The sequence below is a fragment of the Saccharopolyspora antiqui genome, from assembly GCF_052246905.1.
Lineage (GTDB): Bacteria > Actinomycetota > Actinomycetes > Mycobacteriales > Pseudonocardiaceae > Saccharopolyspora.
The window spans coordinates 94,127-107,325 of record NZ_JBQQBO010000010.1 but is presented as its reverse complement, the minus strand read 5'-3'; the positions used below and the strand labels follow the sequence as shown (position 1 = coordinate 107,325).

The following is a 13,199-nucleotide window of genomic DNA, read 5'->3' as shown; positions in this document are numbered from 1 at the left end:
GCCAGCGCTGACGCCGCCTGAGAACCGGCTGCTTTCCAAGCGAGGCAGTACCGCACCGGAGGAGACCGCTCAGCACGTGTTGGCCAGATCGCGGTGCCGCAATCGCTGGCGCCGCAACGCGGTCGTCCCGGCCGGGCCGGAATTCCCAGTGGGGTCGGGGAACACCGGTTGGGGCTTCACGGGATGGTGACCACCATCTTGCCGATGTTCTCGCCGCGGTAGAGGCCGCTGATCGCACCAGGCAGGGCTTCGAGGCCGTGCCGTTCGGTTTCCAGCGGGGTCAGTTGCCCGGTCTCGACCCAGTCGACGAGGTGGTCCAGCGCGGCGGGCAGGGCGTCGGGGAACTGCACCGGGGTGTAGCCCTGCAGCGTGAGTCCGTTGGCGTACAGCGGTTTGATGTTCACCGTCCACGCGGTGTCGTCGTCGTAGGTGGAGATCAGGCCGCACACGACCACGCGTGCCGGGCGGCGCATCAGGCCCATGACGGTCTGGCTGACCGCGCCTCCGACGGAATCGAAGTACAGGTCCGGGCCGCCGAGCGCCAGGGCTCGGAGTTGCTCGGCGAGGTCCGGTGCGCGGTAGTCCACGGCGGCGTCGAAGCCGAGGTCTTCGGTCAGGATCTTGCGCTTCTGCTCGGAGCCCGCCAGACCGATGACCCGGGCGCCGCGGATCCTGGCGATCTGTCCGGCCAGCGAGCCGCTCGATCGACCAGGTCGAGCGGGCGTTGGGCATCCTGGAGGGCCGGTGGAAGCTGCTGATCATCCACCACCTCCTGGTGCGCCAGCCGCGCCGCTTCTCCGACCTGGAGCGCGCGATCCCGCGGGTGACGCGGAAGATGTTGATCCAGCAGCTGCGTGCGCTGGAGGCCGACGGGGTGGTCCGCCGCATCGTCTACCCGGAGCTGCCGCCGCACGTCGAGTACGAGCTCACCGAGGCTGGGGTGGCGCTGAACCCGGCGCTCAACGCCCTCCACGACTGGGCGGCCGACTCCTGCCCCGGCCAGTGATCAGCATGCAACGCCTCGGTCGTCCGTCGGCCTCCCGCTCGGCGCAGTGATCATGCCCGTCATCGCCGATCAGGTGCTCGCCGCGATCAACCGGATCTTCGACGTCGGAGGCGCCTCGATCGTCGGCCGCGAGCGAGGGCGCGCGCATGGCGCCAGTGCCGGTCCACTCCGACGATCGTCGGTCGTGCTGGTGGAGACCGACCAGGTCAACGCGATCCTGAAGCAGACGTTGGGATGATCTTCGGCGGGGAATGGCGGTATTCGGCTTGGTGTTCTCCTATGCCGGACGCCGAGAGCACGCCCGGCGCTGAGGAAGATGATCGGAGTCGGCCGCACTGCCGTGCGCGTCGGGAATCTGGAGGACGCCGTGCCGACTAGCTCGCGACCGTTGCGGAAACTGGGGTTCTTGACCATCGGGCTGTTCGACGAGGCAGACCCCCGTGCTGGGCACGAGTCGACCCTGCGGATCATCGAGCTGGGGGAGCAGCTGGGCTTCGACAGCGCCTGGGTGCGGCACCGCCATCTGCAGTACGGCATCTCGTCCCCGGTAGCCATGCTCGCCGCGGCGTCGCAACGCACCGATCGCATCGAACTGGGTACCGCGGTGATCCCACTGGGCTGGGAGAATCCGTTGCGGCTCGCCGAAGACCTGGCGACCGTGGACGTCCTCTCCGGCGGACGCCTCAACCCCGGCATCAGCGTCGGTCCGCCGAACCACTACGACGAGGTGAAACAGGCGCTCTACCCGGACACCGCCGACTTCGAGGACTTCAGCCACGACCGCGTGGCGCGACTGCTGCGGTTCGTGCGGGGCGAACCGGTGACGCGGTTCAGCGGTACCGAGGGGTTCGAGGTGTTCTCCGACCGCGTCCAGCCGCATTCCCCCGGCTTGGGGAGCCGCCTGTGGTACGGCGGTGGCAGCCTGCGGTCGGCCCGGTGGGCCGGCGAGCACGGCATGAACTTGTTGACCAGCAGCGTCGTCAAGGCCGAGGAATCCGAGGACTTCGCCGAGATCCAGTCGTCCCACATCCGGACCTTCCGCGCGCACCACCCGGACGGCGACCGCGCTCGGGTGTCGCAGGGGCTCGTCGTCATCCCGACCGACTCGGCCACGCCCGAGCAGCGCGCGAAGTACGAGGACTACGTCCGGCGGCGGACGCCGCGCACCACCAGCCCGCACGGCCCCGCGCGGATCATGTTCGCACCCGATCTCCTGGGCACCTCCGCGCAGATCGCCGAACAGCTCCACGCCCACCTCGCGTACCGGGAAGTCACCGAGGTCGCGTTCCCCCTGCCGTTCACCTTCGATCACGCGGACTACGTCCAGATCCTCACCGACATCGCCACCAAGCTCGGCCCGGAACTCGGCTGGCACCCGACGCGCTGACAGCGAGCCCGCGTGCGGCGCGACGAGCAAGAGGCCGCTGCGCTCTTCCTCCACTGTGGAGTCCGACGGCGGGAGGCGGCCTCCGGCCGGGAATTCCGGTGCTGGCGGACGTACGGGTGCGACCACCTGATGGGAAAACGGCGGAGGGTGTTGACCGCAGGTGGCTCGGCTGCGGATGCTGATGGCATGGGCAGGCACTCAGCTTTGGTGCGACGGCTGCACATCGACCTGGTGAGATCGACAGCGCACGGCTGTTGATCCCCATGAGGCCGGGCGCCCGCAGCGGCCCGGCCACCCGTGCTGGTTCGCCGTCGTCGAGTGATCTGATTTCCCACCATTCTCGGGGGATTGCCGCCACGTGATCCGTCGGCCGCTTCGCGGTCGAACGCGCTCACCATCCGTCCAGTCAAGAGGATGCGGTGCCGCGGCTGCGTCGGCGAGACCTGTTCCACCACGAATACCGCGAGAAGACCCTGCGCGCCCGACCCGGTGCGCCGGTGTCCGGTGTCGGGTGCCGCTGCGCCCTCGGATGCGTGAACCGTGCGGTTCGGCTGAGCCCGCCCCGCGGGTGAGAAGGGGAAGATGAGCATGCGGTTGCACCTCAACGTCGGCATCAACAGCACCGGCTACGTTGGTTCGTCCTGGTCCTGGCCTGGGACCCGGTGGAACCGGTTCGCCGACTTCGAGCACTACCTGCACGCGGCCGAGCTGGCCCGGTCCGGGGTGTTCGACGCGGTGTTCCTGTCCGATCACACCGCATTGCAGCGGGACAACTCCTCGCGGCCGCTGCACTCGTTCGACCCGGTGGTGCTCTTCGCCGCGCTGGCCACCGCGGTGCCCGACATCGGTTTCGTGCTGACCGCGCCGCTCCCACGCGCCGGGACGGCGAGCGGCGCGGGCGACGGCGATGCCGAGGCCCTGTTCGGGCTGGAGCGAGGGGTGCAGGTAGCCGCCGTTGAAGGCGATCACTTACCGCTGGCCTGGAGGGAACGCTCCTCGCGAAGCTGGAATACCTCAACCCCGGTGGGTCCAAAAAGGACAGAGTGGCCAAGTGCATCGTGCAGGACGCCGAGAATGCTGGCCTGCTTCTCCCCGGTCAGCCCGTGGTCGAATTCACCAGCGGAAACACCGGTGCGGGACTCGCAATCGCCTGCGCGGTCACGGGCCATCCCTTCGTGGCGGTGCTGTCAAAGGGCAGCTCTGCCGAGCGCGCGCGGATGATCAGCGCTTTGGGGGCCGAGGTGGTCCTCGTGGACCAGTTGCCCGACTCGGTTCCCGGCCGGATATCGGGAGGCGATCTCGAACTCGTCGAGCTGGAGGCGCAGAAAATTACCGAAGAACGCGGCGCGTTCCGCTCAGACCAGTTTGAGAACCGGAGCAACGTTGACGCCCACTACACGGGTACGGGGCAGGAGATCTGGGAGCAGACAGGCGGTAAGATCGACGCCTTCGCCGACTTTGTCGGGACGGGCGGTTGCCTAAGAGTGGGGTTCAGGGCATGACCGCCAGCAGGGGATCCAACCGCACGCTCCTCGGACGACAGGGCCGTGACCTGCTCCAGAGCGACGTCGTGCCAGACGCGCCGGGCCCTGATCTAACAGTTCATTCTTGTTGCATCGACTTTCAACTACGGGAGCGGAAATGCGAATCGCGGTCATGGGCACGGGCGGTGTCGGCGGCTACTTCGGGGCCCGTCTCGCGCGCGGTGGGCACGACGTGGCGTTCGTCGCACGAGGCAAGCAACTGGCAGCGCTGCGAACGGACGGCCTACGCGTCGAGAGCCCGCTGGGCGACGTGCACCTGCCCGAGGTCGTGGCCACCGACGACCCAAGCGAACTCAACCCCGTGGATCTGGTGCTCTTCGGCGTGAAGCTGTGGGACACCCACGAAGCCGCCGAGCAGATCCGGCCGCTACTGCGTGAGGAGACCGCGGTCGTGTCCCTCCAGAACGGCGTGGTGAAAGACGACATCCTCCGCCAGGCGCTCGGCCCGCTACACGTGCTGGGCGGGGTCTGCTACATCGCGGCCACCATCGACCGACCAGGGGTGATCCGGCACTCGGGCACCATGCAGAAGCTGACGTTCGGCGAGTACGACGGCTCCCGGTCCCCGCGGGTCGAGCAGTTTCGCGCTGCCTGCGCGGACAGCGGCATCGACGTCGAGGTCAACGACCGCATCGAGCAGGCGATCTGGGAGAAGTTCGTCTTCCTCGTCGGCCTGTCCGGCACCACCTGCCTGGCCCGCACGCCAATCGGCCCGATCCGCGACCACGCGGAATCTCGGGCCTTCCTGCACGACGTGATGGACGAGGTCGTCCAGGTCGCCCGCGCACAGGGCGTGCCACTGCCGAAGAACTACGCCGACAACCGGCTCACCTTCATCGACAGCGTGCCCGACACGATGACCTCGTCGATGCACCACGACCTGGAACGCGGCAACCGGCTTGAAATCCGGTGGCTCAGCGGCGACGTCGTCGACCGCGGACACGCACTCGGCATCCCCACGCCCGCCAACCACGCGATCGCCAGCCTGCTCGCCGTCCACGCCGACGGCCGACGATGACCACCACCCCGGCACTGACGGCCCGCCCCACTCGCCAGTCACGTTGCACTTCGGGACAGCTTCGGGAATTTCGGACACGGGACGGGCCCTCCTCGGCCGCGGTCAACGCACCCCACGCGACTGGAGCTGCCGAGGTTTCGCTGTAACGACGTACGGTCCCGTTGTAGACCAATGCTTCATGGTCGTTGAAGTAGTCATACCGAGCGAGAACAGCGTCGTATCCTCCGGCCTGTGCCGGATCGTCGGTTGCGTCGAGGCGGAAGCGCTGATCATCGGATCGCCAGGCGTACTGACCGCGGCCATCGCCGTAGCGGTGGCCACGTCCAGCTACCTGGCGGCGGTGTACCTGGCCGCGGATGCTCGGCGTCGGACCGATCCGGACCTGGCACGGATCTACCGGCTGCGCGGGCTGCGAACGGGGGCGGTGGCCGGAGTGCTCGCTGTCGCGGCCCTCGCCGTCGTGCGGCAGGACGCACCCGGGTTGTGGAACGGTCTGGTCAGCACCGGTGGGCTGGTGGCCGTCGGTATCTCCGCCGCCGGAGGACTGGTGACACTGGCACTGGTCTGGCGTCGCCGTTTCGGCCTGGCACGGGCGTCGGCCGCGCTCGCCGTGGTCGCGATCGTGGCCGGCTGGGCCGTCGCACAGCAGCCCACCTTCCTGCCCGGTCTGACGGTTGGTCAGGCCGCGGCCGGGCATCGGACGCTGCTGGCCGTCATCATCGGTATGGCCGTCGGTGCGGCTGTGGTCATTCCATCCCTGATCCTGCTGTTCGGGTTGCTGCTGCGCGGCCGACTGGACACGGGTCTGCGGGGCACGGAGCCGGCCCGCCGAGTGCGCATCAGCGCGTCCCGGCCTCGACCAGTGGTGAGCAGCGCATTGGCCGTCATCTTCCTGGTGGCGGGCGTGGGCCGCACCGTTTTCGCCGAGCCCGCCTGGGCACTGGCTGTCGGCGTCGTCTGCCTGTGCGCGTGCGCCGTATCCACCTTCGCGCTCGCCACCACGGCCCCACCGACGGACCCGTGAACGCCCGAGGTATCCGACACCTCTTCGGGCGGCCGTGTTCGCCGTCGTCGTCTGTTGCCGCGAAAGTCCCGAACGACCGGACGCCGCTGGGGCGCTGGGCCGCGCGAGGCCGTTGGATCCGCCTTAGTTTTGAGGTGACGGGTAAGCGGCCTTGAACAGGCCGGGTGCTCGCCGCGCCGTGCAGCCATCAGGACGGTCCTTCGTCGAGCGCTTGGGGAGACGGGTCATGTCATCATCGCCAGACCAGCGACAGGATGCGGATCAGCGCATGTTGGGTGCCGTGCCCGGTGCTCCTGCGCTTGGACGGGGGCCGGTACCCACCGGTGACTATTCCCGTCACGACTACCACCACCCAGCTGCGGGGTGGGGTGCGGCGCGCAGCGTCGCGCATGTGCTCGAAAGGGCGGGCGAGCCGGTGCAGGGCGTCCGCGCTTTGTTCGTGATGAACCACGAGGACGGCGGGTTCGACTGCCCGGGCTGTGCGTGGCCGGATGACCCGGCCGGTTTGCGCCTGGACATCTGCGAGAACGGCGTCAAGCACGCCACATGGGAGCTCGCACCGGCGAGGGCGGATCGGGAGTTCTTCGCCGCGCATACCGTGACCGAGCTGAGCGGGTGGACCGACTACGAGTTGGAAGCGGTGGGGCGCCTGGCCGAGCCGCTGAGCTACAACCCGACGACCGACAAGTACGAGCCGATCGCTTGGGACGATGCCTTCGCCATGGTTGGTGCCGCCCTGCGCGGACTGGACAGCCCGCACCAGGCGTCGTTCTACACATCGGGGCGACTCAGCAACGAGGCCACGTTCCTGTACCAGCTGTGGGTGCGCGAGTTCGGCACCAACAACCTGCCGGACTGCTCGAACATGTGCCACGAGGCGAGCGGCCGTGCGATGCAGGCAGCGATCGGTACCGGCAAAGGCACGGTCGATCTGCTCGATTGGGAGAAGGCGGACGCGATCTGGGTGATGGGCGACAACGCCGCCTCGAACGCGCCGCGAATGCTCACCTGGCTGGCCGAGGCGGACCGTCGAGGCGCGCAACTGGTGCACATCAATCCGCTGATCGAAGCGGCGTCGCGGCGCACGATCGTTCCGCACGAGTTCGCGGACATGGCCACGTTCCACACCACCCGGATCGGCACGATGCAGGTCCAGGTCCGCATCGGCGGCGACATGGCGCTGCTGCGCGGGGTCGCCAAGGCCGTGTTCGAGGCGGCGGAAAACGATCCGGACGTGCTCGATCGGGAATTCCTCCAGCGGCACACCACCGGCCTCGACGAATATCGCAGGCTCGTCCAGGCCACTGCCTGGAGTGAGCTGGTGCGGGCCAGTGGCGTCGAGGAATCCGCGATCCGCCGACTCGCCGAGTCCTACCTCGGGTCCCAGCGGGTGATCATCGCCTGGTGCCTGGGCATCACGCAGCACGAGCACGGCGTCGACACGGTGCGCGAGGTCGTCAACGTGCTGCTGTTGCGCGGCAACGTGGGCCGCGAGGGCGCGGGGCCGTGCCCGGTCCGCGGGCACAGCAACGTGCAGGGGAACCGCACCTGCGGTGTCAACCACCGGCCCGACCAACCGTTCCTGGACCGGCTCGCCGAGGTCTGCGGAATCGACCCGCCACGCCAGCACGGGTTGGGCACCGTCGCCACGATCGAGGCGATGCACCGCGGCGAGGTCAAGGTGTTCGTCGCCTTGGGCGGCAACTTCGCGCTCGCCGCACCCGACCTGGCCTACACCGCCGCGGCATTGCAGAACTGCGCGCTGACCGTCCAGGTCAGCACCAAGCTCAACCGCAGCCACCTCACGCACGGCAAGCGTGCGGTCATCCTGCCGTGCCTGGCCCGCACCGATGAGGACCACCAAGCCAGCGGCGTCCAGGGAGTCACCGTCGAGGACTCGATGTCGATGGTGCACATGTCCTACGGGATCAAACAGCCGGCCTCGCCCCAGCTCCGCTCCGAGTGCGCCATCCTCGCCGGACTGGCCCAGGCCACCCTGCGCGACAGCCGCACGCCCTGGCAGGACTACACCGACGACTACGACCGCATCCGCGACACGATGGCCCGCGTGCTGGACGGGTTCGACGACTACAACGCCCGTGCCCGGCACCCGCACGGCTTCCGCATCGCACAGCCAGCCCGGGAGCGCATCTTCAAAACTCCCTCCGGCCACGCGGAGTTCTCCCCAGCGCCACTACCCGAGGAACCCGACCCAGGCGCCGGTCGGCTGATACTGACCACGATCCGGTCGCACGACCAGTTCAACACCACCATCTACTCCAACGACGACCGCTACCGCGGGCTCAAGGGCGTGCGCACCGTCGTGTTCATGAACCAGGCCGACATGAGCGACCGCGGACTCGACGAGTTCGACCTAGTCGACATCACCAGCTTCGCCAAGGACGGAACGCAGCGGACCGTGCACGGCTACCGCGCCATCCGTTACGACATACCGGCCGGCTGCGTGGCCGGCTACATGCCGGAGCTCAACGCTCTCTGCGGTATCGCCGACTACAGCACGCAAAGCGAGCAACCGGTCACCAAGCACCTCATCGTCGAGGTCAGTCCCGTCGACCGGGCCGTGGCGGGCGGATAGCAGCGACGGGCCGCGCCGTCCGATCCCGTCGATCATGCGCGTGGTCGGCTTGCGCCGCGGTGTCGCGGATGCGCAAGCACCGCCGCCGCTGCGGCCAGCACGGCGGCGGGCAGCGGCCCGATCCACGGCAGATACCGGATGAGCACCGCCTCGACGGCCGCGCCGACCACCAAACCGCAGAAGGCGAGGATCTGCACCCGATCGATGCGCCGTGGCCACGAGGTTCCCCGTGATAATGCTGGCGAACACGCCACCGAGAACCAGCAAGCACAACGCATCGGTCATCCCCGCAGCCAGCGAGAGCATGACCGCCACCACCGTCGCACGTGCAGACCGGGCAGGGTCCCCGGAACCGTGCTGCCGATCAGTCGCCACCTACCAAGGCATCCTTCCCATCAGCAGGCCCGTGGTCACCTGCAGGCGAACTCGAAACCCCAGGGTCGCGGAATGTCGCGCAGGTCGCAGGCTGCGAGTCGGAAGCGCTTTCCCAACCACCGTCGGCAGTGCTGCTGGGGCGCACCGCGAGAGTGCGGCGTCGTGCCGCTGGGAATCAGTGGGCGGGGTCTAGAAGAGGCCGGGTCCCGCAGTGGCGAACGCGATCAACGAGAACGTCAACTGCTGACTCTGCCGGGACCGGGACGACCGGTGTCTGATTACCACGCCGATGTCCACTCCGCGGCTTCCAGAAGTACGTCCCCAGGCTGCTCATTCGGTCTTCTCGTGGGAATCAGGTTGCGTACTCTAGACATTGAATCCAACCCGGTCTAGCCTCGTGCACGATGATCAGACGTGACGGAGGCCATATGGTCCCGCCGGGTTGCTTTATCAACTAAGCCGATCATCCGATGTGGACGGTGCGCGCCCTCGCGATCAGCGAACCTGCGCTGCTGGCTTCGCCGCGTGCCATGTCCGCCACCTCGAACGCCAGCGCCAGCGACAACTCCTGCCACCGACGACTGAGGTCCGGGTACCACGAGCGCCGGAAAGAGGACGACGATGCTGTCAGCACAGGACAACGAGATTCTGACCCGCGTGGGTCCCGGCACGCCCACCGGAGAGGTTCTTCGCCGTTATTGGACGCCTGCCCTCCTCTCGCGCGAGGTGACCGAGCCGGGCGGGGTCCCGGTGCGGGTCCGGCTGCTGGGGGAGGACCTCGTTGCGTTCCGCGACACGCAGGGGCGTGTCGGGCTGATCCAGGAGAACTGCCCGCACCGCGGCGCGTCGATGTTCTTCGGCCGCAACGAGGACGGCCCGGACGGCACCTGCGGGTTGCGCTGCCTCTACCACGGCTGGCAGTTCGATGTGGACGGCCGGTGCGTGGACATGCCGTCGGAGCCGCCCGCGAGCACCTTCAAGGAGCGGGTGCGGGCCACGGCCTACCCGACGCACGAGTCCGGCGGGATCGTGTGGACCTACATGGGCCCGCCGGAGACGATGACGCCGTTCCGGGACTTCGGCACCGAGACGCTGCCGGTGGAGTACCAGCTCGCCTCCAAGACGCGGTCGTACTGCAACTGGGTCCAGACGATGGAGGGCAACTTCGACACCGCGCACATCTCCTGGCTGCACTCCTGGCCGGGCGCCAACGAGATCCAGGACGACGGCAGCGACAAGCCCGGCTACCCGTCGAATGTCCTGACCTGGAAGTTCTGGATGCACGACCGCGCGCCGGGGATCGAGGTCGCCAACACCTGGTACGGCTTCAAGTACGCAGGCATCCGGAACACGCCCAACGGTCACACCAACGTGCGGGTCACCCAGTACATCTTCCCGTACAGCACGATCGTCCCGGCGGTCCCGTTCAGCACCCGCCAACTCATGGTCATACCGATCGACGACGACAACTGCTGGCGCGTCAACTTCAACGTGTCGATCCCGTCCAACCCCGCGGGCCACGGCGGCGAGCCGCTGTTCGGGACCATCGACCCGTACAGCGCCGGGCAGGCGCTGAGGACGAACGGCGAGATCGCCCGCACCCACGTCGCGGAGAACGACTACCTCATCGACCGCGAGCAGCAGCGGACCACCACGTTCAGCGGCATCGCCGACTTCGTGAGCCAGGACCTGATGGTCACCGAGTCGATGGGCCCGATCTACGACCGGTCGCAGGAGCACCTTGGCGCCATCGACAAGGCCATCATCCGCATGCGCCAGCTGATTGTCCGCACTGCGAAGAAATTCGCCGACGACCCGGCCGCGCCGCTGCCCGCGCTTGCCGGGCCGGACGCCGACTTCCGTCGCATCCGCGCCGCCGACAAGACACTGGAGGAGGGCGAGGACTGGCGGATGCTGGGCACCGACGACGACCCCGGTGTACGGGAGGCCGAAGAGGCACTGCGCCACCGCCTGCCCTCGGCGGGCGGCTGACCGCATGGGTATCCATCGGCTCAACCACGCCGTCGTGTACGTGCGCGACGTCGACCGCAGCGTCGCGTTCTACCGCGACATCCTCGGGTTCCGGGTGCAGATGCAACGCCCCGGCACGGCCGCGTTCCTCCAGGCCCCCGACTCGACCAATGACCATGACATCGGCCTGTTCGCAATCGGCGCGGCGGCGGACAACCCGGCAGGTCGCGGCCATGTCGGGCTCTACCACCTCGGCTGGGAGATCGGCACGCTCGACGAGCTGGAGCAGACGGCGCAGCGGCTGGTCGAGGTCGGCGCGTACGTCGGCGCCACCGACCACGGCACGTCCAAGAGCATCTACGCCCGCGACCCGGACGGGCTGGAGTTCGAGGTGGCCTGGCTGGTGCCCGCCGACCTGCTCGACGACGAGGCCTTCGCGCAGCGCTCCCGGCGGGGCACCCCGCTCGACATCACGAAGGAGAAGGCCCGCTATGGCGCCGACACCCGCGGCGGGATCGGCGTCTCCACACCGGTTACCGGACTCTAACTCGGCAGTTCGTCGCGCACGGCTCATTGGCACGAGCCCATGCACTCGCCAAGGTCGGCCATCCGTGACTTCCTGCGGTTTTCCGCGTTGTCCTCAAGACGGTGAGGTATCAACGGTGATACGCCCTCTGCTACGGGCGGTCGGTGCGCTGACGGCCGTACTCAGCCTTGTCCTGGTGGCCTCTTGCGGCGCCGCAGACCGCAGGTCCAACGACACGGCGCCGCTGGCGCCGATGGATCCCTATGGCGGCAACCCCGCCGCCGAGGGCACGCCGAAACCCGGTGGGACGCTGGTGATGGGGATGGACCGCGAGATCATCAGCTTCGATCCGACCACCCAGAACACGAACCCGGCCGCTCTGGCCGTCTACGACTCGCTGCTGAAGCAGACGCCCAGCGGGTCCTTTGAACCGTATCTGGCCCGGTCAATGGACAGCCCCGATAACGGGAAGACCTGGCGGCTGGGCTTGCGGCCCGGGGTGAAGTTCTCCGACGGCACCGACCTGAACGCGGATGCCGTGATCATCAACGTGCAACGACACATCGACAAGGCCTCCTCACCCGCGTACACCTCCGCCCGAGAGATCGCGTCCATGCGCGCGGTCGACCCGTTGACCGTGGAGTTCGAGCTCAAAACTCCGTTGGGAGCGTTTCCCGCGCTCTTCGCCCAGTCCCAGTTCGCCGGCAACCTCGGGTTGATCGTTTCTCCTGCGGCATTGCAAGAGTTTGGCAATCAAATATCGAGCAATCCGGTCGGTGCTGGTCCGTTTACTTTCGTCAGTTGGCAGCGGGATTCGAAGCTGGTCCTGGCGAGAAATCAGAACTATTGGCAGCAGGGCAAGCCATATCTGGATAATTTGGAGTTCCGGCCGTTGCCGGACACCGAGACGCGGTACGCGTCGATGCACAACGGTGACGTCGACCTGATTTTCGGTGGTTACAACGATGAGCTGATCCGCGCCATGCGCGACCAGAAGTTGAAGGTCTACTACGGGCCTGGCGATCTCGGTGAATACCTGCTCTACAACTTCAACCGGCCACCGTTCAACGATCGCCGAATGCGTGAGGCAGTCATCCGAGCGATGAATATTCCCGCGTTGGGTGCGAGTCTGTACAACGGCAGGCTCGTCCCGGCGGACAGCCTGTTCAACACGGATAGCCCGTACCACACGCAGGCGGCGTCGGACGCGTGGCCGAAGTTCGATCCGGAGAAGTCCAAGCAGCTGATCCAGGAATACACGGCAAGCGGCGGGAACCCGAACTTCAGCTTCAAGACGTCGAACGCGCCGAACCGGGTGAAGTTCGGCGAGTTCCTGCAGGCCCAGATGGCCGCGGTCGGTATCCGCGTCGACCTGCAGTACTACGACCTCGCGCAGTTCTCCTCCCAAGTCGTGCAGAGCGGCGACTTCCAGGCCACGACCTATGTGGGGACAATCGATACCCCGTACCCATCTGTTTGGCGTCTACTGCACACCGGAGCGCCCAACAACTTCGGCAAGTACTCGAATCCTCAGGTCGACGCACTGCTGGACGAGGCTGCGGGCACCATGGACCCGTCCGTGCACAAACGGGCCTATCAGCAGGTCGAGCAGCTCACCGGACAGGAGCTCGTGTTCGCATACTTCAGTCGCAGCAACCTGTCCACCATCACCAGGCCCGAAGTCAAGGGCGTTGACCGCTACATATCCCGCGACATGTTCTTCGCGACGACCTGGCTCAACCGATGAGGGAA

The 13,199-nt window shown here is 67.6% G+C and carries 11 protein-coding genes and 2 pseudogenes; 10 read left to right on the top strand and 3 right to left on the bottom strand.

The genetic code is table 11. From position 1 onward, the window contains the following. Positions 1-176 precede the first annotated feature (176 nt). Entirely contained in the window at positions 177-692 is a 516-nt protein-coding gene (locus ACTWQN_RS17960) for a zinc-binding dehydrogenase (RefSeq protein ID WP_443204737.1), read from the bottom strand. Positions 693-724: 32 nt separating this feature from the next. Between ACTWQN_RS17960 and ACTWQN_RS17955 the strand changes: the two genes are divergently transcribed. The 7 genes and pseudogenes from ACTWQN_RS17955 to ACTWQN_RS17925 form a co-directional block, all read left to right on the top strand. After that, positions 725-1,006, top strand: coding sequence for a winged helix-turn-helix transcriptional regulator (locus ACTWQN_RS17955; protein WP_443204636.1), 282 nt, complete (start codon positions 725-727; stop codon positions 1,004-1,006). Between the two features lie 46 nt (positions 1,007-1,052). Next, complete coding sequence (locus ACTWQN_RS17950; RefSeq protein ID WP_443204635.1) at positions 1,053-1,244, top strand: hypothetical protein; 192 nt, start codon at positions 1,053-1,055, stop codon at positions 1,242-1,244. Positions 1,245-1,322: 78 nt separating this feature from the next. Next, positions 1,323-2,393, top strand: a complete 1,071-nt coding sequence (locus tag ACTWQN_RS17945) for an LLM class flavin-dependent oxidoreductase (RefSeq protein WP_443204634.1) — start codon at positions 1,323-1,325, stop codon at positions 2,391-2,393. Between the two features lie 980 nt (positions 2,394-3,373). Then, on the top strand, positions 3,374-3,895 hold the full coding sequence (locus ACTWQN_RS17940) for a PLP-dependent cysteine synthase family protein (protein WP_443204736.1): 522 nt from the start codon (positions 3,374-3,376) through the stop codon (positions 3,893-3,895). 139 nt (positions 3,896-4,034) lie between these two features. Further along, positions 4,035-4,955 carry a 2-dehydropantoate 2-reductase gene (locus tag ACTWQN_RS17935; protein WP_443204633.1) on the top strand — a complete coding sequence of 307 codons (921 nt, stop codon included), beginning with the start codon at positions 4,035-4,037 and terminating at the stop codon, positions 4,953-4,955. A 178-nt stretch (positions 4,956-5,133) separates the two neighbouring features. Next, a complete protein-coding gene (locus ACTWQN_RS17930) occupies positions 5,134-5,979 on the top strand; it encodes a cytochrome d ubiquinol oxidase subunit II (protein ID WP_443204632.1) in 846 nt (281 codons plus the stop codon). Positions 5,980-6,346: 367 nt separating this feature from the next. Further along, positions 6,347-8,575 (top strand): annotated as a pseudogene (locus ACTWQN_RS17925) (FdhF/YdeP family oxidoreductase); the annotation flags it as partial. 32 nt (positions 8,576-8,607) lie between these two features. Here the strand turns inward: ACTWQN_RS17925 and ACTWQN_RS17920 are convergent. Both ACTWQN_RS17920 and ACTWQN_RS17915 read right to left on the bottom strand, forming a co-directional pair. Beyond that, positions 8,608-8,772 carry a hypothetical protein gene (locus ACTWQN_RS17920; RefSeq protein ID WP_443204739.1) on the bottom strand — a complete coding sequence of 55 codons (165 nt, stop codon included), beginning with the start codon at positions 8,770-8,772 and terminating at the stop codon, positions 8,608-8,610. Positions 8,773-8,788: 16 nt separating this feature from the next. Next, a pseudogene (locus tag ACTWQN_RS17915) lies at positions 8,789-8,881 on the bottom strand (DUF1275 family protein); the annotation flags it as partial. Between the two features lie 690 nt (positions 8,882-9,571). On the opposite strand from ACTWQN_RS17915, the gene ACTWQN_RS17910 reads away from it, so the two are divergent. The 3 genes from ACTWQN_RS17910 to ACTWQN_RS17900 all read left to right on the top strand — a co-directional run bounded on the left by ACTWQN_RS17910 (position 9,572) and on the right by ACTWQN_RS17900 (position 13,194). Next, positions 9,572-10,942, top strand: coding sequence for a Rieske 2Fe-2S domain-containing protein (locus ACTWQN_RS17910; RefSeq protein ID WP_443204631.1), 1,371 nt, complete (start codon positions 9,572-9,574; stop codon positions 10,940-10,942). A gap of 4 nt (positions 10,943-10,946) precedes the next feature. Then, positions 10,947-11,468: a VOC family protein gene (locus ACTWQN_RS17905; RefSeq protein WP_443204630.1), complete on the top strand. Its 522-nt coding sequence runs from the start codon at positions 10,947-10,949 to the stop codon at positions 11,466-11,468. A 115-nt stretch (positions 11,469-11,583) separates the two neighbouring features. Next, on the top strand, positions 11,584-13,194 hold the full coding sequence (locus tag ACTWQN_RS17900) for an ABC transporter substrate-binding protein (protein WP_443204629.1): 1,611 nt from the start codon (positions 11,584-11,586) through the stop codon (positions 13,192-13,194). Positions 13,195-13,199: the final 5 nt, after the last annotated feature.

Coding starts and splice junctions, on each gene's coding strand:
- ACTWQN_RS17945 (WP_443204634.1), top strand. CDS start 1,323: ATGATCGGAGTCGGCCGCACTGCCGTGCGCGTCGGGAATCTGGAGGAC.
- ACTWQN_RS17935 (WP_443204633.1), top strand. CDS start 4,035: ATGCGAATCGCGGTCATGGGCACGGGCGGTGTCGGCGGCTACTTCGGG.
- ACTWQN_RS17930 (WP_443204632.1), top strand. CDS start 5,134: ATGGTCGTTGAAGTAGTCATACCGAGCGAGAACAGCGTCGTATCCTCC.
- ACTWQN_RS17910 (WP_443204631.1), top strand. CDS start 9,572: ATGCTGTCAGCACAGGACAACGAGATTCTGACCCGCGTGGGTCCCGGC.
- ACTWQN_RS17905 (WP_443204630.1), top strand. CDS start 10,947: ATGGGTATCCATCGGCTCAACCACGCCGTCGTGTACGTGCGCGACGTC.